Source organism: Clostridium ljungdahlii, assembly GCF_001636845.1.
Taxonomy (GTDB): Bacteria; Bacillota; Clostridia; order Clostridiales; family Clostridiaceae; genus Clostridium_B; species Clostridium_B ljungdahlii_A.
The window spans coordinates 1-20,734 of the sequence record NZ_LITT01000026.1 but is presented as its reverse complement, the minus strand read 5'-3'; the positions used below and the strand labels follow the sequence as shown (position 1 = coordinate 20,734).

The window sequence follows — 20,734 nt, the reverse complement described above, 5'->3', positions numbered from 1 at the left end:
TTAAGGGAATTGTACATATTTTTACGACCTATCGGTCTAAAAACTTACCATTACTTAAAATAAGTGTAAAAAGATACAATTCCAGTAAAAATAAAATTTTTACTGGAATTTAGGTGCTAAATCTCTGTATTAAAACAAAAACTATTGACATTATATTTGTTGTGTTTTATAATATATCTTGCAGTTACAAAAAATTCCCTAGTTTTTATAGGTAGAGGAATAAATTACTACACTTAAGTATATAACCTATAAATTAGTGATTTCTATAGTATTTTTACTTTATGGATACTTATTCATATATAAGAAGAAGGAAATTTGTTTAACATTGGGGTGTAGCCAAGTGGTAAGGCAGTGGACTTTGACTCCATCATTCGTAGGTTCAAATCCTGCCATCCCAGCCAATGGTTTACTAGCTCAGTTGGTAGAGCACATGACTTTTAATCATGTTGTCCGGGGTTCGATTCCCCGGTAAGCCACCAATTTAATCGAGGTTGTAGTTTTGTGGTAAAGTTGTAACGTGGAAAAATCCTAATATTTATTTTTTATATATGCAGGTGTGGCGGAATTGGCAGACGCACTAGACTTAGGATCTAGCGCTTTACGGCGTGGGGGTTCGACTCCCTTCACCTGCACCATTGATTTACAAGAAGGTTCAAGTTATAAATGATAAGAATAGCTTGTAAGTTACACACAAGTATAATAAAAGGATTTTATTGCAGGAATTAGACTTATCATCTAATTCCTATTTATTTTATTATCTAAAAAATAGATGAAAGGACGATTGTGCGCATGGATGTTACCTGGCAGAGTATAATATTCGAACTTATGTTGTTATTAGTACTCACGGTGATTAATGCATTTTTTTCAGCCATAGAAATGGCTATAGTTGCTTTAAACAAAAGTAGAGTTAATTATTTAGCAGAAGAGGGGAATAAAAAGGCAAAGAAGATATTGAAGCTATTAAAAGAACCAAACAATTTTCTAGCTACTATACAGGTGGGAATAACTCTTGCTGGATTCTTAGCTAGTGCGTTTGCAGCTACTACCTTATCGGAGAAGTTTTCATTTTTTTTGGCTAAACTTCACGTTCCTTATAGTGACAAACTGTCTGTAATTATAATTACAGTGCTATTATCTTATGTTACTCTTGTATTTGGAGAATTATTTCCAAAGAGAATTGCACTTCAAAAATCAGAAACAATATCAATGGCATTAATAAATCCAACTTTGTTTATAAGTAAGTTGATGTTACCCTTTGTAAAATTACTTTCAGGTTCTACTAATGTCCTTTTAAAAATATGTAATATAAGTACAGAAAATATTGAAGATGAAGTATCTGAAGAAGAAATTAGATCTATGATAGAACTTGGACAGGAGACAGGAGTTTTTAATCAATCTGAAAAGAAAATGATAGAGGGAATATTTAAGTTTGATGATAAACTAGCAAAAGAAGTTATGACTCCTAGAACAGAAGTATTTGTTATAGATATAAATGACATAGATTCGGGTACTATTGAAAGTATTATTGAAGAAAAATACTCTAGAATACCTGTTTATAGAGATGATATAGACAATATAATAGGTATATTGTATGTTAAGGATCTGTTTGTGAAGCTTATGAAAACTTCTGCAAACAATATAGATATAGAACCACTGCTCAGAACTCCTTATTTTATACCGGAAAATAAAAATATAGATGTACTTTTTAAAGAACTCCAAAATACTAAAAATCATATGGCAATTTTAATTGATGAATATGGTGGATTTTCTGGAATTGTAACCATAGAAGACTTGATTGAAGAGGTAATGGGAAATATATTTGATGAGTATGATGATAATGACCAGTATATAAATAAAATTGATCAGGATACTTATTTAGTAAGTGGATTAGTATCAATAGATGAAGTAAATGAATTTTTAAATTTAGAATTGGAATCAGATAATTCAGATACTATAGGTGGTTTTGTAATAGAACTCTTAGGAAGCATTCCTAAAGAAGGGGAAGAAAATACAGTTGAATATGAAAATATAATTTTTAAAGTGGAAAAAGTAGATGAGAAGAGGATAGAGAGCTTAAAGATATATATTCCAAATGAAAGTCATAGTAATGAAAATTAAATGTGTAATTTTTGTGTAGTATATAGGTATTTTATATATCTATTTTAAATATAGTTTTATTTTTCAAGAAAGGAAGATATAAAGATATGGGATTAGATAAAGTATTTTTTAGAAAATTTCTACAGAGTGCCTTTTCAGACACTGTAGCAGTTAAGTATTGGGATGGTTCTGAAGAAAAGTATGGAGAAGGAGATATAAAGTTTAAAGTATGTATGAATAAGCCCATTTCTGAAAAAGACATATTGCGAGATCCTTTTCTTACTCTAGGAGAGGCATATATGGACGGGATTCTTGACTTTGAGGGGAATATTAGAGAAGTAATAGAATCAGTATATAAGAATAAAGAAAGTTTTTTAAATAACGCGGATATATTTTCTAAAGTGTACAAAATACTTCCAAATACTTTAAAGAGAAGTAAAACGGATGTACAGTATCACTATGATCAGGGAAATGATTTCTACAGTTTATGGCTTGATAAAACAATGAGTTATTCTTGTGCATATTTTAAGCATGAAAATGATTCCCTTTATCAGGCACAATTGAATAAGGTAGATCATATATTGAAAAAGCTTAATTTAAAAGAAGGACAAACGCTTTTAGATATAGGATGTGGATGGGGAGAACTCGTTCTCATGGCTGCAAAGAAATATGGAGTAAAAGCTGTAGGAGTAACTTTAAGTAAGGAACAGTTAAAAAAAGTAAATAAAAGAATAGAAGAAAATAATTTACAGGGAAAAGTTGAAGTAAAACTTGCAGATTATAGAGAAATTGCAAATGAAAAAGAAAAGTTTGATAGAATAGTAAGTGTAGGAATGATTGAACATGTAGGGAGAAAAAATCTATCTACTTATATGGAAGATGTAAGAAATATGTTAAATCCAGGAGGAGTGTCACTTCTTCATTGTATTACTGCACAAACAGAAGGAGAAGTTAATGAATGGATAAAGAGATACATATTCCCGGGAGGCTATATACCATCTATAAGGGAGCTAGTCAGTTTAATGGCAGATAATGATCTTCACCTTGTGGATGTAGAAAGTTTGAGATTGCATTATTTTAAAACATTAAAATGTTGGGCTGAAAACTTTGAAGGTGCTATGGATGAAGTTAAAAAAATGAAGGATACTAGATTTATAAGAATGTGGAGACTTTACTTAAATGCCTGTGCTGCTTCATTTCATTATGGGGTAGTAGATATACATCAGTTTGTATTTACAAAGGGACTTAATAATGAACTGCCAATGACAAGAAAATATTTGTATGAAGATTAAAATTATTGTAAAATCAGGGTTATAGACCCTGATTTTTTTAAATGGTATAATTACTCAAGAAAAGTTTAATTTTAAAAGGTGGGGCGATGAAAATAAAATATAATGAAGTAAGAGAAATGCTTTTTAAAGATGAGTTTCAAGGAAACAGTCTTGTTATAGATGGAATAAGCGGCAGTGGTAAAACTACTTTAGCACAAGAAAAATACAGACATATGATTGAATCTCAAAAAATTAAAAGTGAGGAGATTTTAGTATTTGTTATGAATTTAAATCAGATAATGGCATGGAGGAGGAACCTTTCTTTTAATTTTTGTGGTCAGTGTAAAATAAAAACTTATGCTAATTTTGTAAAAGAAGAAATTATAAAATATTGGCCAATTATTGAAAAAAGCTGTAAGCTGATAAGAAAAAGCGAAATAAGACCTGAATTTGTAAATTATGATACTTCAAAGTATATGATGGAAATGTTAATTGATTATTATAGAAAAAGAAAAGGATACTTTTTAGATATAACAGTAGAGTCTAAAAAATCGCTGGGATTTTTGTTTCAAACATGAATCAAGCTGCATGTTCATTAATTGATATGGATAAAATAGGACACAGGTTATATAATTCTTTAAAATTGAAGAAAAATGTAAATGCCCAGAATTTTGATAAAATGGATGAAGTAATAATGCATTACGCAAAAAGTTTTTTAAATTCAGGAACTATTGATATATCTATGGCAATACAGCTCTATAACAAATATTTACTTCAAGATGAAGGTTATTTAAAAAAGCTTCAGGATATAAAATATGTACTGGTAGATGATATGGATGAAATGTGTGCTGCTGAACTTAATTTAGTAGAAATAATTTCTCAAAATGCACATAAGTGTTACTTTTTTTCTAACAAGGAGGCAGGGTTTTGTAATTCCTATGGTTCAGATATAGATTTTATAAGGAAAAGTAAATTTTTTAATGGTGAACTTATAAATTTAGAGGGACATTTTTTGTGTAGATCTGAGTTTTGTCACATTTTAGAAGGTCCCAATAAATTCAAATACTCAGAGAATATTTATGAGGATACAGGGTCCTCTCTAAGAAGTGAAATGATTGAAAAAATAGGAGATAAATTAAAGGAGCTTATAGATACTGGGACACCTCCGGAAAATATAGCAATTATATGTCCTATAAACGATTTTGTATTGAATTATGAATTACAAAGTAGGTTTAAAGATGCACCTTTTGGAATTAACAATTTAGGCAAGAAGAGCAAACTGATGGATAATGTGTATGTTCACTGTGTTATGATGATTATATGCATGTGTATTGAAGACATAGAATATGATTTTACAATGGATGATTATAGAAAACTTTTTTCAACGCTTTTGGTGACAGATGCAAAAACTTCATGGATTTTATCTAAGGAAGTTGTAAATTTTCGAAAACTAGGAGATTTAACGGATAGACAAAAGAATATTATGGGAGATGAAAGAGCTTCTAAATATAACTATATTGCAAATTGGATAAGGAACTGCAGCAAAAATATTAGAAGTGACAGTATAGATATGTCAGAGCTTATAAGACTAATATTTTTAAATATTATGATAGAACTTCCAGGTTCAAGAGAAAATATAGGTATATGTGAAAATTTAAGTGAATTGGCAGATAGGTTTATAAATACTCTTGATAAATTTAAAACTATAGATAATTCATCACAAAAATTTGTAGATTTTATAATAAATGAAGCTGAAAATTTTTGTTCCTTTAGAGACATAGAAAATATGTATTTTGAAAAAAAGGATATAATTTTAAGCAGCGCCTTTAATTTTTTAACCAGTAATGTAAAAAGTTCTGTACAGATTTGGACTGATGTGACGAGTAATTTGTGGAGTCCTAGAAATATAAAAAAATTTTCAAATGATAGTGTGTTAAAGAAAAGTTGGAATGAAAATATTGTGTATACAGAGGAAATAGAAACAAGAAATAGAAAGAAAAATTTATATAGTGTAGCCAAAGCACTTTTAAGGAAGTGTAGTGGTAGAATATATTTATATGGAAGTGAATATTCTGAAATGGGATATGAGCAAAATGGAGGATATATGGATATATGAAATTTAGAGATGATCAGCTGCCTATAATGAAATATAAAGGTGGTACTATGGCAGTTTCTGCAGTGCCTGGGGCAGGAAAAACTTTTATTACAGCACAGCTTGTTTGTAAAATAATAGAAGAGAAATTGAACAAGCCTGGAAAGGTACTTGTAGTTACATACATGAATAGTGCTGTAAATAATTTTAAAAATAGAATTTCTCACATACTTGAGGAGAGAGGAATAGATTCAAATAGCGACTATGAAGTTATGACAATACATGGCCTTGCAATGAAGGTATTACAGGAGAGGCCTGATGCAGCAGGGTTAGATGAAAATTTTAAGGTCATAGATGATTTGCAAAAGATATTTTATTTAAATAATGCTGTAAAAATGTGGAGAAAGCTTGGAGGAGAAAAGATATACAGAAGTCTTCTAAGTGAGTATGGTACTAAAAAATATGATGAAAAAGGTGAGAGATGGTGGAAAGATTTTTTACAAATATCAGATGTGCTTATAAGTGAATTAAAATTAAACGAAATAACGCCTGAGAAAGTAGAAGAAAACAAAGGGCTTTTAGGAGACAATAGCATAATTTATATTCTAAATTATATTTATTCCAGATATGAGAAAATGTTGACTTTAAATGGATACGTGGACTATAATGACATACTTGTACTTGCTTATAAGGCACTAATTTCAGATGAGGATTTGAGAAAAAAGTTTCAACAAAAATATAGTTTTGTGTTTGAAGACGAATGTCAGGATTCAAATTTGGTGCAGTGTGATATACTGTCCATTATTTCTGAAAGGATAGGTGAAGATAATAAGAAAAGAGAATGTAATTTGGTTCGGGTAGGAGATTTAAATCAAAGTATAATGGGAAGTTTTACATCTTCAAATCCCATGTATTTTAAACAATTCTTAAGAGAAGCAGATAAAAACTATGTAATGAACAGAGCAGGTAGAAGTACAAGGAACATAATGAATCTAGCTAATTTCTTAGTTGAATATACCGTAAAAAATAATCCAGAGGAAAGATGCAGAGAGGCACTTAGATATCAAAAAATATATCCTGTAGAAGATATAGAAGACTTGAAAAACCCCGAAGTTGATGAATATGGCATCTATGCATACAGCATGAGCTCCTGGGAAGATGTAAAGAGAAGGACTATAAAAGCGGTAAAAAGTTTTAAAAGAAAGCATCCAGATATGACACTTGCCATATTAATTCCCTTTAACAGCCATGTAAAAGAAATGGCAGAAGAGCTTAGAAAAAATAAAATAGAATGTGATGAACTGTCGAGTACCTCTTCAGAGAGGCTTAAAATCATAAATATACTGGGAAAAATATTAGGTTTTTTAGGAGAGCCAGATAGTTTGGTGAAATTTAGAGATTTGATGTATGAAATTATAGAGGGAGATAATGAAAAAAAGAATGTTATAATAAATAATATTACAAGTTTTAAAATTGAGGATATACTAAAAGAAAATGTATTTAAGATTACGTCCGTTTGTAAGTTAGAGGAGATAGACAAGAATATATTTGAAGATTTTATATGTAAATTAAGAATGGTAAAAGATATATTGGGCAATTTAAATATGCCTTTGCAAGAATTGATTCTATACATAGGCTGTGAACTTAAATTAAAAAATGAAGACAAAGCTATTCTTCAATATGCAGCATCTTATGTAAGGCATAAGAATGCTGAAAATAATTCTATGACCTTGGATGAAATTTCACAGGAGCTTTTAGATGTAAGAAGTTCTGCATTTACACATATATGCAATGTAATTTATGATATAAGAGGATATGAGCCAGTTCCAGAGAAAGTTACGGTTACAACTTATCATAAATCGAAAGGATTAGAATGGGACTGTGTATTTTTATTGTATTTAAATAATTACATATATCCCTATAGTATTAAGGGAAAATTTAGATCAGAATACTATTACTTTAAAGATGAATTTAAAAATCCTACAGCTATAGGAAAAGCAGAAGTGCAAAAGTTACTTAAAAATGATGTTTATTATAACCCTGTTATAAAGGCTAGAGAAGAAGTGATATGTGAAAAAATACGACTTTTGTATGTGGCTATAACTAGGGCAAAGAAGTACTTGATACTCATGTCTCACTATGATGAAAACAAAAAAGACTGCCCGTCTAAGTATTTTGAAATCATAAAAAAGTTCATTTGTGAGAATAAAATTTAGAAGGTATAAGTGGTGAAAGTTTTGGATATAAGAAAATTGGAATATTTTTATTACAGTCAAAATTCTATAAATACATTTATAAAATGTCTTTTTAAGTTTAGACTAAAGTATCTGGAAAACTTGTCTTGGAAGAGGGAAGGTTCTGTAGAAGAAAATTATTATGAGAATATAAAGCAGGGACTGGATTTTCACTTAATATGTGAAAGGTATTTTGCAGGGATTCCTTTAGGAAAATTGAATGATGATGATTTAGTAAAAAAAGTAAACTCTTTAAAGGACACATTTAAGATAGACAAAAAAAATGATTATTTAGTAGAGTATGAAGTGAAAATGACAAAAGGTGCCATGAGACTTCAGGCAAAGTATGATTTGATAATAGTAACTCCAGATAAAAAAATTCAAATATGGGATTGGAAGACGGAAAATAGAAAATTATCTATAGAAGAGATGAAAAAAAGGATTCAAACTTTAGTATATATGTACGTATTATCTGAAAATGTTGAAAATATGTTTGGATTTGAATGTAAAAAGGAAGATATAACAATGAATTTTTGGCAGCCTCAATATGAAAATAGTATTATAACTATAGAGTATAGTAAAGAAGCTCATATTCAAAATGAAAAATACTTGAGTAAAATAATAAAAAATATAAACTCCTATGATTTTTATAGTGCTAATGCCAAGCTTTACTCATCTCATTGTAAGTTTTGCGAGTTTAATTATCTTTGTAATAATCAAAAAATTTACGAACAGTAATATATGGAAATAAATATATTTATTATAGATAATGGGCTTATAGGTAGGGGCTTAGGTACAATATTGTGAAATTTCACAATATTGCGTATAAACATAAAAAATCACTTTTTTCATGTATAATAAATCAGGTATATTACGAAAAAGGGGATAAAATTATGGATATAAGTAACTTTGTTGTTTTGAAAGAGCATAAAAACGGGGACTTTGAATATGGAATAAAACTAATACCAAAACGTGCAATGGACAAATTTGTAGATAGCATTTTCATTTCTAATGTGAGTAATGCAGGAGGGTTTAGTGATTATAAAGTTTCCTTTCAAAAAAGATGCGGCTTCAACACTGTACTAAACGATTTTAAACTTGTAGAAAAAGATTTTTTGAGTTATATAGAATTTTTAAGTAAATTTAAAAGTTCTAGTTTTAAAAGCAGTAAGTTTAAAGTACGCAATTTTGGAGAAATAGAATTGACTTATTTGCAGAGTGATATGATAAAAATATCTTCAACAAATGGCTGTAATAGATTATTTTTTACCATATCAAAAGAAGAACTAGCATATTATATATGGATTTTAAAGAAAGTACACAGGGAAAACTTGGACAACTCTTTTGATCCTCATAAAAATCCTACTATGAATCCTATAACTAGTCTGGATAAAAAGAAATTGTATAATGAAATTTTATATATTTTGATAGATGGAGCTTTGGACAGCAATAATAAAGAATTATTTTACTCTTTGTGTAACAAGTTGAAAATAAGCTGCTGGAAAGTTAACTAATAGTTAGCTTCCTGGCAGCTTATTTTAATGTATAATTCACTATCTCTTTACTCTAAAGTGATATTCAGGGGTGTTTTCTGTAATTGTTTTGAATTCATATCCCAATTCTTTGTAGTGTTTTATTATTTTAGAGAGTACCACACAGGTATTCTTATTTTGACCGTCACAATGAGCAAGTAAAAATATTTTATTTGGATTGACGCACTTTTCAGTACCTTCTCTGTATAACTTGTCAACTGATGTATTGTAGTCAATGCCGTCGGACAAAGACAAATTCCAATCATATATCTTATAACCTGAAGAATGAAGTTTTTCAAGAAGTGAATTGGTTAAGTGGCCGTTACTTCCTGTGGGAAACCTTATTATTTTAGGTGCAAATCCTACTACTTTTTTAACTTCGATGCCAGTTTTATTCATTTCATCAAGAAAAGAATCAGAATTTGAATATATTTTACTTGATTTATGAGTATATGTATGGAGGCCTATACTGCTACCTTCATTGAATATTCTTTTTACTATATCCTCTCTTCCCTGGATTTTACATCCTATTAGAAAAAAAGTGGCCTTTACGTTTTCTTCTTTTAAAATATCAAGTATTTTTGGTGTAACTTCTGTACTTGGTCCATCATCGAAAGTAAGATATATTGTCTTACTACAGGAAATTTCATTTGAGATATTTGGCGAAAATGCAGAAACTGTAGAATTTAAGCTTATACATAAAATATAGAATATGGTTAATAAAAAATATTTAACTTTCATTAAAATGTCCCTTCTATTCCTAGTTTTTATCCATAATAGTATGTGCTCTTATAATTTTTTTATAAGTTTATAACAGGAAAATTGTAAAAATAGATTTTGTCTATGGCATATAAGTGTGATAATATATGTTATATTGGCTTTTTATGATATTTTAATTATTTTTACGTATACGAGGTGAAAGATAGTGGAAGTTTATTTTGACAACAGTGCAACAACTAGACCTTATGATGAAATAATAAATTCAATGGTAGAAACTATGAAAAATTATTATGGAAATCCCTCTTCTTCTTATTCTCTAGGATTGAAAGCAGAGTTAAAGATGAATGAAAGTAGAGATATAGTGGCACATACTTTAAATTGTAGTAGAGATGAAATAATATTTACTTCTGGTGGCAGTGAAAGCAATAACTTTTTAATAAGGGGTTTTATAAAACCTGGGCAGCAAATTATAACTACAAAAATAGAACACCCCAGTGTCTTAAATACCTGTAAAGCTCTTGAAAGAGAAGGGATAAAGGTTGTTTATTTAGATGTAGATGACAGTGGAAAAATAGATCTTGAAGAACTTAAAAGAAGCATTAATAAAGAAACTAGAATAGTAAGTATAATGCACACTAATAATGAAATTGGAACGGTACAGGATATAGAAACTATAGGAAAGATTATAAAAGAAAAGAATAGTGGGGTAAAGTTCCATGTAGATGCAGTTCAAGCCTATGGAAAGTATGATATTGATGTTAAAAAATGCAATATAGATTTGTTATCTGCAAGTGGACACAAAATACATGGACCAAGAGGAATAGGCATTGCCTATGTAAAAAAAGGTCTTAGACCTGAACCGCTTATATATGGAGGGGGACAGGAAAAAGGGTTTAGATCGGGCACTGAAAATTTAGCAGCTGTTGTTGGATTTGCAGAAGCGGCAGAGAAAGTATACAAAAATAGAAAAGAAAGTTTTAGTAAAGTAACATGTGTAAAAAATTATTTTATAGAAAAACTTAAAGCTATATCCAATATTAAAATAAATAGTGATGGAAATGACTATTCACCTTATGTATTAAGTGTATCTTTTATAGGTGTACGAGGAGAAGTATTACTACACTTGCTGGAGGAAAAAGGTATATATGTATCTACAGGGTCTGCGTGTTCTGCTAAAAATAACGAAGATAGTTATGTGCTTAAAGCTCTGGGATTGAAGAAGGAAGAAACTAAGGGAACTATAAGATTTAGTTTTGATGAAGATAATTCAAAGGATGAAGTTGATTACACCTTAAATGTACTGGACGAATCTTTAAAATTTTTAAGGAGTGTGGGTAAATGAGAAAATTGCTACTTTTAAAATATGCTTCAGAAATATTTTTAAAGGGATTAAATAAAGGCAAATTCGAGAAGAAGTTAAAGGATAATATAAAAAATGTTCTTGGAGAAACCAAATATGATTTTGTGGTAGATGAGGGAAGATGGTTTATAGGCTGTGATGATATGGATGAAGCTATTGCAAAATTAAAAAAGGTATTTGGAATAGCTGAAATTTGTATAGTAGATGAAGTAGAACCAGATATGGATAGTATAAAGGAACAATGCCTTAAAAGTATACAGCAGAATTCAGGAAGTACTTTTAAAGTAGTGACTAAAAGGGCAAATAAAAAATTCCCTCTTAATTCTATGGAGGTAAGTAGGGAAGTTGGAGCTCATATTTTAAAAAACACTGAAAATTTAACAGTAGATGTAAGGAAACCAGATTTTTTTGTAAATGTAGAGATAAGAGATAGTGCTTATGTATATTCAAAAAGGATAAAAGCCATAGGTGGGATGCCTTATGGAACAAATGGAAGCACAATGCTTATGCTTTCAGGAGGAATAGATTCGCCAGTAGCCGGATATATGATGGCTAGAAGGGGAGTTAGGTTAAATTGTGTGTACTTCCACAGCCATCCTTATACTAGTGAAAGAGCTAAGGAAAAAGTCAAGGAATTGGCTAGAATATTAAAGGGATATACAGGGAGTATAAATCTTTATGTAGCGCCTTTTACAGAAATACAAATGCAGATAATTAAAAATTGTAGGGAAGACGAACTAACTATAATAATGAGACGATTCATGATGAGAATAGCCTGCAAGTTGGCGGAGAAATACAATGTTGATTCGATAACTACAGGTGAAAGCGTGGGTCAGGTGGCAAGTCAAACTATGGAAGGCTTAATTGTAAGCAATGATGTAGCGGACAGACCAGTCTTCAGACCACTCATTGCCATGGACAAAGTAGATATAATGGATGAAGCAAGACAAATTGGTACTTATGAAACTTCAATACTTCCTTACGAAGATTGTTGTACTATATTTGTACCAAAACATCCCAAAACTAAGCCTAGAGTTTCCGAAATAAGAAAGGCTGAAAGTGTTTTGGATATAGAAAGCTTGGTAGAAGAAGCAGTTAAAAATACGGAACTTTTCAATTAAAAAAAGGAGGACAGCTTTACCTATTTAGGCGCTGTTCCTCCTTTTAATTATTCTTCACATCCATGACAGCTGTCACAGCTACTGCAATTAGAAGCCTGGGGCTTGAATACAGGTTCCAAAGTAAATCCTCCAAGTCCATTTTCACTTCCACACAGCAATATAAAACCGCTAAATTGTACAAACAGATCCCTATCTACGATAAAAGTTATATCTCTAATTTTTTGAATCAAATCATGCTCTTTTTTTTCATCTACAGATATGTTAAAAGATGGCCCATGACAGGTCATGCCAGCCAAATATATTCTTATTGAACCGGAAGTTACATTATTCTCATCTAAAAATTTTTTGAATTCCTGGTAGGCTATATCGCTTATTTTTAAAAAATCCATATAAAAAAACCTCTCTTAAAATTATATTTTGTATACTCATTGTATCAAAAATCTTAAAGTTATACTATTAAAAGTTGTGATAAAATATAACTTGTAATAATTCAAATTGAACTTTTAATGAATTGGAGAGATAAGTATGAATAAAAAGGATTTGGCAAGTATAAGGAAAGAGTTCAAACTAGGAAGTTATGTACTTCCTATTAAAGAGGTATACAGTGTGTATTTAAAAAAGGATAATGGAGAAATAATAACTAGAGAACTGGAACATTTTGAGATGATGGAAGTGGAAAAAAGAGAGTTGTATTTGAATAACTTTAAAAAGGTGCTTACAGGAACTCTGGATTCTAAAATATTTGAATTAAACTTTAAAGAAAGCAGTGGCGATGAAGATGGTGAGCACACTCAAAATATATTATATCAAGCGCTAAATTCTGGACAAAGTATAGCTGAATTTGGAGATAAAATAGTAGATAAAGTTTCTAAAAATTATACTTATGATACAGATGTAGTTATAAATTTTGTAAAAGCAGAATATTATAATGCAGGTAAGAAAAAGGGAGATGAGGATTCTCCCGAGGAATATGTACATGCCATAGAATTTATATTGTGTAGTGTAAATAAGGTAGAAATTCCTAAAAAGGTACTAAAATTTGATTATGCTGAAATGAGATTTAAACCAAATTCTGCATTGGATATGGTTATAAATTTAAATTCACCGCTAGATGGATTTATGTTTCCAAGTTTTTCTTCCCAGTATGTAGATGTAAATAAAGTAATATATTATTCTCAAAAGGCAAAACAAATAAACAGTTCTTTTGTGCAACAAGTATTAAATTGTACTATAAAGCCTACAGCGGTAGAAGAAAAGGAAAGTTTTAATGCTATATTAGGTACAGCATCAGGGGGAAAAATAAATCCCGATACTATGCAGGAAATATATGAAAAAATGAATGAAAAACTGAGTGAAGAAGAAGAGGATGAGGAAGAAACTACGTTAGATATGAAACAAGTGACAGAAGTGCTTGGAGAAAGCGGTATAGAAAATCCACAAGTTGTAAAAAGCGCATTTGAGGAAGTATGTGGGGGAGACTATGAATTTAAAGTTAGAAATATAATTCCTGATTTTAAAAGTAAATCTATAAAGATAGAAAATGAAGATACAAGTATAACTATAAATCCTCACGACTTAGGAAGTATAAAACAGATAGTAAATAAGAATGGTAGAAAGTGTCTACTTATAGAATTAAAAGATGATATGGTGGTAAATGGACTTAAACTTGAAACTGAAAAAATGGAAGATTATATATAGACTTTAGTATTTTGCCTATATTTAGGTGCCTAAAAAACTACAGTATTATGAGAAATACTTATATAGGTTTATGACAAAGTATGATATAATAAATTAAAAAATTTTTCTGACTTAATTTTGCATAAAGAAAATATTACTTAGAAATTAAGTTATTTAAAGAACGGTATAGATTGAAGGCTATAGGATAAACAATTTAAATTATTAATTAGGGGGAGTGGGCGTATTGGAAAATGCAATATACATGCTTCAGAAAAAGTTAAAACAATCAAATATTGAATTTATATTTTCAGGAACATTTTCTCAAGGACTAATAGAAGAACTTGGAATGGCTCTAAAACAGAGAATGCAGCTTCAGCAAGCTAAAAAGAGGAAGATTAGTTCGGCTTTTTTTACTTTTGTTGAACAAATACAAAATATTAAACAATATGAGGTATCAAAAGAAAATACAGAAGATTTTTTGGCTATAGTTGGATCTGGTGTAATAGCTATTTCAAAAACTGGTTCAGGATATTGTGTAAACTCAGGTAATACTATATTAAACAGAGATATTTCAAGTTTGAAAGAAAAGCTAGATAAAATAATATCTATGAATGATGAAGAGCTTACTGATTATTTTAGAGAAGTATCAAGAAGGGAAATCGATATGAATAGGGGAAGGTGCGGGCTTGGTTTGATTCAAATTGCAAGAAAAGCCACTAAAAAAGTTGAATATAACTTTGAGAGAATAGATGACAGTTATTCCTATTACACATTAACTGTTACGGTATGAGGTGAAAAATGAATAATTTTATGGTTGAAAGTACAAAAAGTACTCCCTATGTAGAGTTTAGTTCAGAACATAATGAACTGATTTTTAAAGGAGAGTCTTATCCAGAAAATGCCTATAGCTTTTATGAACCCATTTATAAATTAATGGATGAATATTTTATTAATTTTCAAAAGTTAACTGTAAATTTTCAACTTTCTTATATCAATACTAGCAGTATAAAGTGTCTAATTATATTGTTTGATAAGCTTAATACTAATTATAAAAATGGAAAGGACATTATTATAAACTGGTATTATGATGAAGATAATGGCTTTGATTATGACATGGGACAAGACTTTAAAATGGATATAGATATTCCTTTTAACTTTATTGCAATTAATGATGAGGAATAAGAAATGAAGAAAAAGGAGTCACCTAAAGAATTTAACCAATCTTATATAAAAAATATTTTTAGAATAATTTTTATATCTGGTATAATTATATCTTTTGCAGTAATTGCTACAGCTTTTTTAGGATATATAAATATAAAAAATTCTCTTATAACTAAAGCTAAGTCCCAGGACATTGTTTTTATGGTAAAATCAATGGCATCTAAGATAGATGGACGTATTAGCAGAGCTGTTGAAACTTCTTATATTTTTGCAAGAGATCCCTTAAATGTAGAGTGGGTAAATGGAGAAGAAAAGGACCCAAAGGTTGGAAAATCAGTTTTAAGTAATTTAGAAAATATTGCAACTTCCTATGATTATAATTATTTTTTTATAGCAGGAGCAAAAACAAAAAAATATTATTATTTTAGGCGAGATCTAAATAAAAATGATAAAAATTTTACAGTATTGTCAGAAAATAATCCTGATGACAGGTGGTTTTTTGAAACTCTTAAATCTAAAGAGCAAATGAGTTTTAATGTAAATTATGACCGTGTAATGGATGATACTTTTCTTTTTGTAAATACAATTATGGGAAGTGTAGAAAATCCTGTTGGTATAACTGGTGCTGCTTTAAGTCTCAACAGCATAACAAAGGAATTTAAAGAATTTAAAGTAGGTAAAAAAAGCAGCCTTTGGATGGTAAATGAAAAAGGTGTAATTAAACTGTCTGATAAGAGAGCAGATGTAGGAAAAAAGGTTGAGGAGTTTTTACCAAAAGAGGTTGTTAAGCAGATACAAAATCGACCTGCAAATGTTAAAGTAGCACAATATTATGATGATAATAATGGGATTATGGACTATGCCTACTGTAAATTAAACTCAACTGATTGGATTCTATTTTATCAAATTCCAAGAAAAGAAAGCATTTCTCTTATTGATTCATTAAGAATTAATACTATAATAACTGTAAGCTTAGTTTTGTTATTTTTTATGATTCTATATTACTTTATTTCTAAAAAAATTGCCAATCCATATAAACAAGCCATGATGATTAATGAGGAACTTGAAAACAAGGTCAATGTAAGAACTCGAGAGCTGCAGGAGTCTAACGAAAAGATAAAAGATAGCATTGAATATGCTAAAAGGCTGCAGGAATCTATCTTACCTTTAGATAAGGAAATGAAAAGAGTCTTTACGGATAGTTTTGTGATTTGGAAACCTAGGGATATAGTTGGAGGAGACTTTTTCTGGCTAAGAGAAATTGAAGACATGATTATATTGGCAGTAGGAGATTGTACAGGCCACGGTGTTCCAGGTGCACTTATGACTATGACTGTAAATGCGATATTACATGATATAGTAACTACTATAAATAGTGATGATCCTAGTATAATTTTAAAAGAACTTCATGTAAGACTTAAGGAAACTTTAAATAAAAGTTCTAATCCTCAAAGTGTAGATGATGGACTGGATATAGCATTATTTTGTATAGATAAAAAATCTAATGTGACATATTGTGGTGCTAACCTAGATTTATATATTAAGCGTGATAAAGAAGTAAAAATTGTGAGACCTCAAACTAGAGGAGTTGGATATGGTTATATGGAATTAAATCAATCTTTATGTAGTGAAGTTATATCAGCTGAGAAAGAAGATATACTTATTGTTAGTACTGATGGTTTTATCCATCAGAATGGAGGATCAAAAAACTATCCTTTTGGAAAGAAACGTTTGCATAGCATGATACAAAAATGTGAAGCTCAAGATTTGGATTCAATGAAAATTGAATTTGAAACAACATTGCAGAATTACATGGGAAGCAAAGAGCAGAGAGATGATATTACTGTTTTTGCATTTAAATTAAAATAACTATAGATATGGGGGGAAAAGTAATGCCAGGTGATTCTGATTTTTTTGAAGCTGAGAAAGCACTGATTAAAGAAGCTCGAGAATTAATTAAGGGTGAAAAGTGTGATAAAGAAACTTTATTGAAAAGTTTTACTATTCTTACTGAACAGTTTGATAAACTCATAAGAGATGTGGAAAAGATAATAAAAATTAGTGATGGTCAACAAGAATACCTTCATAGAATTCAAGGTGATTTAAAAAAGGAAATTGAAGATAGAATAAGAGCAGAAGAAAAACTAAAATATTTTGCAGCTATAGATTCACTTACAGGATGCTATAATAGAGGTATGGGATTAGCATTTTTAGATAATGAATTAAATGCCATAAAAAGAAATAAGAGCTTCTTTTCCATATGTTATATAGATGTAAATGGATTGAAATATGTAAATGATAATTTTGGACACTTTGAAGGTGATGAACTTCTCGTAATGGTTTGTAGATTTATAAAACAAGTTATAAGAAGCAATGATATTTTATGTAGATTAGGAGGAGATGAATTTTTAATTATTTTTTCAAATAGCAAAAAGGAAAATGTAGAAAAAGCTATAGAAAGAATTAATTTTGACATAAATTCAGAAAATGAAAAGAAGCTAAAGCCTTATTCTGTTTCATTTAGTTATGGAATATTTCAAGTGGATTATGATAATAATTTAAGTATTGATGAAATTATCCAAAGGGCAGATGCAAAAATGTATGAAAATAAACAAAAATGCAAGAAACTAGATTAGAATTAAAATTGAGATCCATATGGGGTTTCTAGCTTGAAAGTTAACTTATACGAATCATGTAATGACAAATTTCATTACGTTAAAAACTTTAATAAGTCTAAAGCTCGGCATTTTGAAAATCTAAGAATCTTAGCTAAACTCATACTTCAAACATATCTAAGTTTCTAAGATTTTCTAAAATACCTCGCTAAGACTTATGGAAAAGTTTTCAAATGTGCTTTCGATTTTGTCATTACATTTTATGTATAAGTTTAAATTTCAATTGGAAACCGTATGGGTATACTAACTTAAAAATCAACTTATACGCAGGCATATTTTTACAATAATGAAGCTCTTTTAAATATTTTGTATATAAGGCTTAGGTAAAAATTTTTGAAAAATCTAGAACTTTTGAATTGCTTGAGGTACGAGTTTTCAAAAGTTCTCAGTATTTTTTCAAAATTTTTTTCTTAGCCTTATCAAAATATTTAACGAGCTGAAGGTTGTAAGAAATATCCGGAGTATAAGTTGATTTTTTTGATTAGAGACTCTATAGGTTATTTATAAATGAGGAATATTCAGCATGCAATTTTAATTTATCCTCTGCACTAGCAAAAGAAAAGTTTATTCCATTTTCCGTAACTTTTTTGATATCTTCAAGATCAAAATTTTGATATTTTACAAGATATTCAAGTTCCTTAGTTATAGTAGTATTTGATACAGTTGTATTATCTGTATTTACTGTTACAGCAAGTCCATAGTCTAAATATCTTTTTATAGGATGTTCTTCATAAGAATTTACAGCAGAAGTATTTACATTGCTAGTTATACACATTTCTAATGGAATTTTATTTTTTGCCAGATATACGAGGGTATTTTTATCTTTATAGGCATAAGTTCCGTGGCCTATTCTTTCAGCATTCAATAATTTTATAGATTTCATTATATTTTCTACTATACCCGTTTCACCAGCATGTACAGTACGGTGAATATTATAGTCCTTAGCCAAATCAAAAGGCTTTTTGTGTATTTCAGGTGGGAAGTCTGCTTCGTTTCCTGCTAAATCCAGAGCAACTACTCCTTTACCTGCATATTTTTTGACTGAATTGATAAGTTTTATGGCTTTTTCTACAGGTTCATGTCTTAAAGCACATATAATTAAATTTGACATGATATGTAGGTTGCTTCTTCCATAATTCATAGCAGAAAGCACAGTTTCTATAACTTCATCTAAAGTTAATCCACCATCTAAATGGTTTAAAGGAGCAAATCGTATTTCAATGTATTTTATATTTTCTTTTAAGGCATCTTCTAATAATTCTAGAGTAACTCTATATATGTATTCTTTTTTCTGCATTATTTTTATAGGTAAATAGAACTTATTCAAATATTCTTTTAAGGAAGAACATTTCCCTAATACTTTAACTTCTTTCTGAAAGCTATTCAAATCATCATTTATAGTAGGGATATGTTCCTTTTTTGCAATATCCAGAATCGTTTCAGGTCGTATACTGCCATCTAAATGACAATGAAGATCTATTTTTGGAATAAGTCTAATAAGTTTATTTAAGTTCATTGGTGTCCTCCTATTTTCCATTTTATTGGAATATTTACGGAAATTTTATATTATAATATCATTAATAATAAAATTTTTCAATATAAGTACCATATTTTATTGTAATTTATATAAAAATATATTTTTAACAAGTATTGTAATTTATTAAAGAAAGTAATACAATAAAAAATGTTGGTAAAAAATTTTTATGAGGATGGTAGAATTATGGAACAAATGGAAAAAATTAGAAAGGAATTAAATGAATTAGTTATTTTAAGTAATGATTTGTGTATGGGAGAAGTATTAAGGCTAAGTCAGGAATTGGACAAGTTAATTTATTTACATTATAGAGATATGAATAATTGTAGAGAAAATATAAGAGCATCTTTAATTTCTTAGGGATTGAACAAATTTTTTATATTATGTCATTAAAAACTTATCCAGGTGTATCTAGGCATGATATTTGTAGAAATATATTAAAAACAGATGAAAGAGTTAGATAACTTATTTAAGCGAATGGTATATGTTCTGTATTTATTGCTTTATATGATATAATAATTTTTGTTCCGTTGGAACATGACAGTAAGGTTCAATTATTTGAAAATGGATTTATAAAAATAAATTTTCAGATAATGTTGACAAAATAAAAAAGACATGATAAACTATAAAAGCTGTCGAAGTGAGGCAGCAAAATGATCCTTGAAAATTAAACAGAGGAAGATATAAGTACAACTTATTTAGAATAAACCAGCAATTCTTTTGAGCTGCGAGAGCAGCTAAAAAAGTAATTTCGTAAGAATAATGTATTATATTTTGCTAACAAGCTGAAATGTAATATATTAAAAATTGGTAGTAGCGAGCAAGACAAGGAAAAGTTTGAATGAGGAGCGGAACTTACTAACATAATTGAGCACCGGAATGAAAGCTTTGACGCAGTATTGTGAAGCTAATGACAATTTTCTAAAATCAATAATAACGAGTAGTTCAAGGAAAGCCTTGAGCGAGGAGCAGAGTTTACTTAAGTAAATGAGCACCACAGCGAAAGGTTTGACGTAGAAATGCGAAGTTAGTATTGATTTTCAACAGAGCCATATAAACTTTTAAATTAAGAGTTTGATCCTGGCTCAGGACGAACGCTGGCGGCGTGCTTAACACATGCAAGTCGAGCGATGAAGCTCCTTCGGGAGTGGATTAGCGGCGGACGGGTGAGTAACACGTGGGTAACCTACCTCAAAGAGGGGGATAGCCTCCCGAAAGGGAGATTAATACCGCATAATAATCAGTTTTCACATGGAAATT

At 29.6% G+C, this 20,734-nt stretch carries 18 protein-coding genes, 3 tRNA genes and 1 rRNA gene; 19 read left to right on the top strand and 3 right to left on the bottom strand.

Features of this window, described 5'->3' with window-relative positions:
• The first annotated feature begins 326 nt into the window (after positions 1-326).
• The 10 genes from WY13_RS11965 (at position 327) to WY13_RS11925 (ending at position 9,208) form a co-directional block, all read left to right on the top strand.
• Positions 327-401, top strand: a tRNA-Gln gene (locus WY13_RS11965).
• Between the two features lie 2 nt (positions 402-403).
• Positions 404-479: transfer RNA gene (locus tag WY13_RS11960), tRNA-Lys, on the top strand.
• 71 nt (positions 480-550) lie between these two features.
• Positions 551-635 (top strand) — tRNA-Leu (locus WY13_RS11955).
• A 154-nt stretch (positions 636-789) separates the two neighbouring features.
• The gene (locus WY13_RS11950) at positions 790-2,118 is read left to right on the top strand and encodes a hemolysin family protein (RefSeq protein WP_063555884.1); all 1,329 of its coding nucleotides are present in this window, start codon (positions 790-792) and stop codon (positions 2,116-2,118) included.
• Between the two features lie 86 nt (positions 2,119-2,204).
• Complete coding sequence (locus WY13_RS11945; RefSeq protein WP_063555883.1) at positions 2,205-3,389, top strand: SAM-dependent methyltransferase; 1,185 nt, start codon at positions 2,205-2,207, stop codon at positions 3,387-3,389.
• An 86-nt stretch (positions 3,390-3,475) separates the two neighbouring features.
• Complete coding sequence (locus WY13_RS20570; protein ID WP_082848488.1) at positions 3,476-3,946, top strand: hypothetical protein; 471 nt, start codon at positions 3,476-3,478, stop codon at positions 3,944-3,946.
• Complete coding sequence (locus tag WY13_RS11940; protein ID WP_082848487.1) at positions 3,943-5,484, top strand: hypothetical protein; 1,542 nt, start codon at positions 3,943-3,945, stop codon at positions 5,482-5,484. The genes WY13_RS20570 and WY13_RS11940 overlap by 4 nt, the downstream gene beginning before the upstream one ends.
• On the top strand, positions 5,481-7,676 hold the full coding sequence (locus WY13_RS11935) for an ATP-dependent helicase (RefSeq protein ID WP_063555882.1): 2,196 nt from the start codon (positions 5,481-5,483) through the stop codon (positions 7,674-7,676). Before WY13_RS11940 ends, WY13_RS11935 begins: the two co-directional genes overlap by 4 nt.
• A 12-nt stretch (positions 7,677-7,688) precedes the next feature.
• Positions 7,689-8,432, top strand: a complete 744-nt coding sequence (locus tag WY13_RS11930; RefSeq protein ID WP_242866482.1) for a PD-(D/E)XK nuclease family protein — start codon at positions 7,689-7,691, stop codon at positions 8,430-8,432.
• Between the two features lie 155 nt (positions 8,433-8,587).
• Positions 8,588-9,208, top strand: a complete 621-nt coding sequence (locus WY13_RS11925) for an IDEAL domain-containing protein (RefSeq protein WP_063555880.1) — start codon at positions 8,588-8,590, stop codon at positions 9,206-9,208.
• Positions 9,209-9,247: 39 nt separating this feature from the next.
• On the opposite strand, the gene WY13_RS11920 is transcribed toward WY13_RS11925, so the two are convergent.
• Positions 9,248-9,967 carry a polysaccharide deacetylase family protein gene (locus WY13_RS11920; protein WP_063555879.1) on the bottom strand — a complete coding sequence of 240 codons (720 nt, stop codon included), beginning with the start codon at positions 9,965-9,967 and terminating at the stop codon, positions 9,248-9,250.
• Positions 9,968-10,151: 184 nt separating this feature from the next.
• Here WY13_RS11920 and WY13_RS11915 point away from each other — a divergent pair, with 184 nt between their 5' ends.
• Together WY13_RS11915 and thiI are read left to right on the top strand one after the other, a co-directional pair.
• Entirely contained in the window at positions 10,152-11,288 is a 1,137-nt protein-coding gene (locus tag WY13_RS11915) for a cysteine desulfurase family protein (RefSeq protein WP_063555878.1), read from the top strand.
• The gene (gene thiI / locus WY13_RS11910; RefSeq protein ID WP_063555877.1) at positions 11,285-12,427 is read left to right on the top strand and encodes a tRNA uracil 4-sulfurtransferase ThiI; all 1,143 of its coding nucleotides are present in this window, start codon (positions 11,285-11,287) and stop codon (positions 12,425-12,427) included. The genes WY13_RS11915 and thiI overlap by 4 nt, the downstream gene beginning before the upstream one ends.
• Positions 12,428-12,474: 47 nt before the next feature.
• Here the strand turns inward: thiI and WY13_RS11905 are convergent, their stop codons facing one another.
• On the bottom strand, positions 12,475-12,816 hold the full coding sequence (locus tag WY13_RS11905; RefSeq protein ID WP_063555876.1) for a HesB-like protein: 342 nt from the start codon (positions 12,814-12,816) through the stop codon (positions 12,475-12,477).
• A 136-nt stretch (positions 12,817-12,952) separates the two neighbouring features.
• Between WY13_RS11905 and WY13_RS11900 the strand changes: the two genes are divergently transcribed.
• The 5 genes from WY13_RS11900 (at position 12,953) to WY13_RS11880 (ending at position 17,901) form a co-directional block, all read left to right on the top strand.
• Complete coding sequence (locus tag WY13_RS11900; protein WP_063555875.1) at positions 12,953-14,125, top strand: DUF4317 domain-containing protein; 1,173 nt, start codon at positions 12,953-12,955, stop codon at positions 14,123-14,125.
• Between the two features lie 223 nt (positions 14,126-14,348).
• Positions 14,349-14,894: a SiaB family protein kinase gene (locus WY13_RS11895; protein ID WP_063555874.1), complete on the top strand. Its 546-nt coding sequence runs from the start codon at positions 14,349-14,351 to the stop codon at positions 14,892-14,894.
• Positions 14,895-14,902: 8 nt separating this feature from the next.
• Positions 14,903-15,286, top strand: a complete 384-nt coding sequence (locus WY13_RS11890) for a DUF1987 domain-containing protein (protein ID WP_063555873.1) — start codon at positions 14,903-14,905, stop codon at positions 15,284-15,286.
• Positions 15,287-15,289: 3 nt separating this feature from the next.
• A complete protein-coding gene (locus WY13_RS11885; protein ID WP_063555872.1) occupies positions 15,290-17,134 on the top strand; it encodes a SpoIIE family protein phosphatase in 1,845 nt (614 codons plus the stop codon).
• A 23-nt stretch (positions 17,135-17,157) separates the two neighbouring features.
• Positions 17,158-17,901, top strand: coding sequence for a GGDEF domain-containing protein (locus tag WY13_RS11880; RefSeq protein WP_063555871.1), 744 nt, complete (start codon positions 17,158-17,160; stop codon positions 17,899-17,901).
• Positions 17,902-18,430: 529 nt separating this feature from the next.
• On the opposite strand, the gene add is transcribed toward WY13_RS11880, so the two are convergent.
• A complete protein-coding gene (gene add / locus WY13_RS11875; protein ID WP_063555870.1) occupies positions 18,431-19,456 on the bottom strand; it encodes an adenosine deaminase in 1,026 nt (341 codons plus the stop codon).
• Positions 19,457-19,660: 204 nt separating this feature from the next.
• On the opposite strand from add, the gene WY13_RS20565 reads away from it, so the two are divergent.
• Both WY13_RS20565 and WY13_RS11870 read left to right on the top strand, forming a co-directional pair.
• Positions 19,661-19,834, top strand: a complete 174-nt coding sequence (locus WY13_RS20565) for an aspartyl-phosphate phosphatase Spo0E family protein (RefSeq protein WP_082848486.1) — start codon at positions 19,661-19,663, stop codon at positions 19,832-19,834.
• 702 nt (positions 19,835-20,536) lie between these two features.
• Positions 20,537-20,734 (top strand): 16S ribosomal RNA (locus tag WY13_RS11870); the annotation flags it as partial.

What these genes read in the sequence shown, in the direction of transcription:
- WY13_RS11950 (WP_063555884.1), top strand. Translation starts at nt 790, where the DNA reads ATGGATGTTACCTGGCAGAGTATAATATTCGAACTTATGTTGTTATTA.
- WY13_RS11945 (WP_063555883.1), top strand. Translation starts at nt 2,205, where the DNA reads ATGGGATTAGATAAAGTATTTTTTAGAAAATTTCTACAGAGTGCCTTT.
- WY13_RS20570 (WP_082848488.1), top strand. Translation starts at nt 3,476, where the DNA reads ATGAAAATAAAATATAATGAAGTAAGAGAAATGCTTTTTAAAGATGAG.
- WY13_RS11940 (WP_082848487.1), top strand. Translation starts at nt 3,943, where the DNA reads ATGAATCAAGCTGCATGTTCATTAATTGATATGGATAAAATAGGACAC.
- WY13_RS11935 (WP_063555882.1), top strand. Translation starts at nt 5,481, where the DNA reads ATGAAATTTAGAGATGATCAGCTGCCTATAATGAAATATAAAGGTGGT.
- WY13_RS11925 (WP_063555880.1), top strand. Translation starts at nt 8,588, where the DNA reads ATGGATATAAGTAACTTTGTTGTTTTGAAAGAGCATAAAAACGGGGAC.
- WY13_RS11920 (WP_063555879.1), bottom strand. Translation starts at nt 9,967, where the DNA reads ATGAAAGTTAAATATTTTTTATTAACCATATTCTATATTTTATGTATA.
- thiI (WP_063555877.1), top strand. Translation starts at nt 11,285, where the DNA reads ATGAGAAAATTGCTACTTTTAAAATATGCTTCAGAAATATTTTTAAAG.
- WY13_RS11905 (WP_063555876.1), bottom strand. Translation starts at nt 12,816, where the DNA reads ATGGATTTTTTAAAAATAAGCGATATAGCCTACCAGGAATTCAAAAAA.
- WY13_RS11900 (WP_063555875.1), top strand. Translation starts at nt 12,953, where the DNA reads ATGAATAAAAAGGATTTGGCAAGTATAAGGAAAGAGTTCAAACTAGGA.
- WY13_RS11890 (WP_063555873.1), top strand. Translation starts at nt 14,903, where the DNA reads ATGAATAATTTTATGGTTGAAAGTACAAAAAGTACTCCCTATGTAGAG.
- WY13_RS11885 (WP_063555872.1), top strand. Translation starts at nt 15,290, where the DNA reads ATGAAGAAAAAGGAGTCACCTAAAGAATTTAACCAATCTTATATAAAA.
- WY13_RS11880 (WP_063555871.1), top strand. Translation starts at nt 17,158, where the DNA reads ATGCCAGGTGATTCTGATTTTTTTGAAGCTGAGAAAGCACTGATTAAA.
- add (WP_063555870.1), bottom strand. Translation starts at nt 19,456, where the DNA reads ATGAACTTAAATAAACTTATTAGACTTATTCCAAAAATAGATCTTCAT.
- WY13_RS20565 (WP_082848486.1), top strand. Translation starts at nt 19,661, where the DNA reads ATGGAACAAATGGAAAAAATTAGAAAGGAATTAAATGAATTAGTTATT.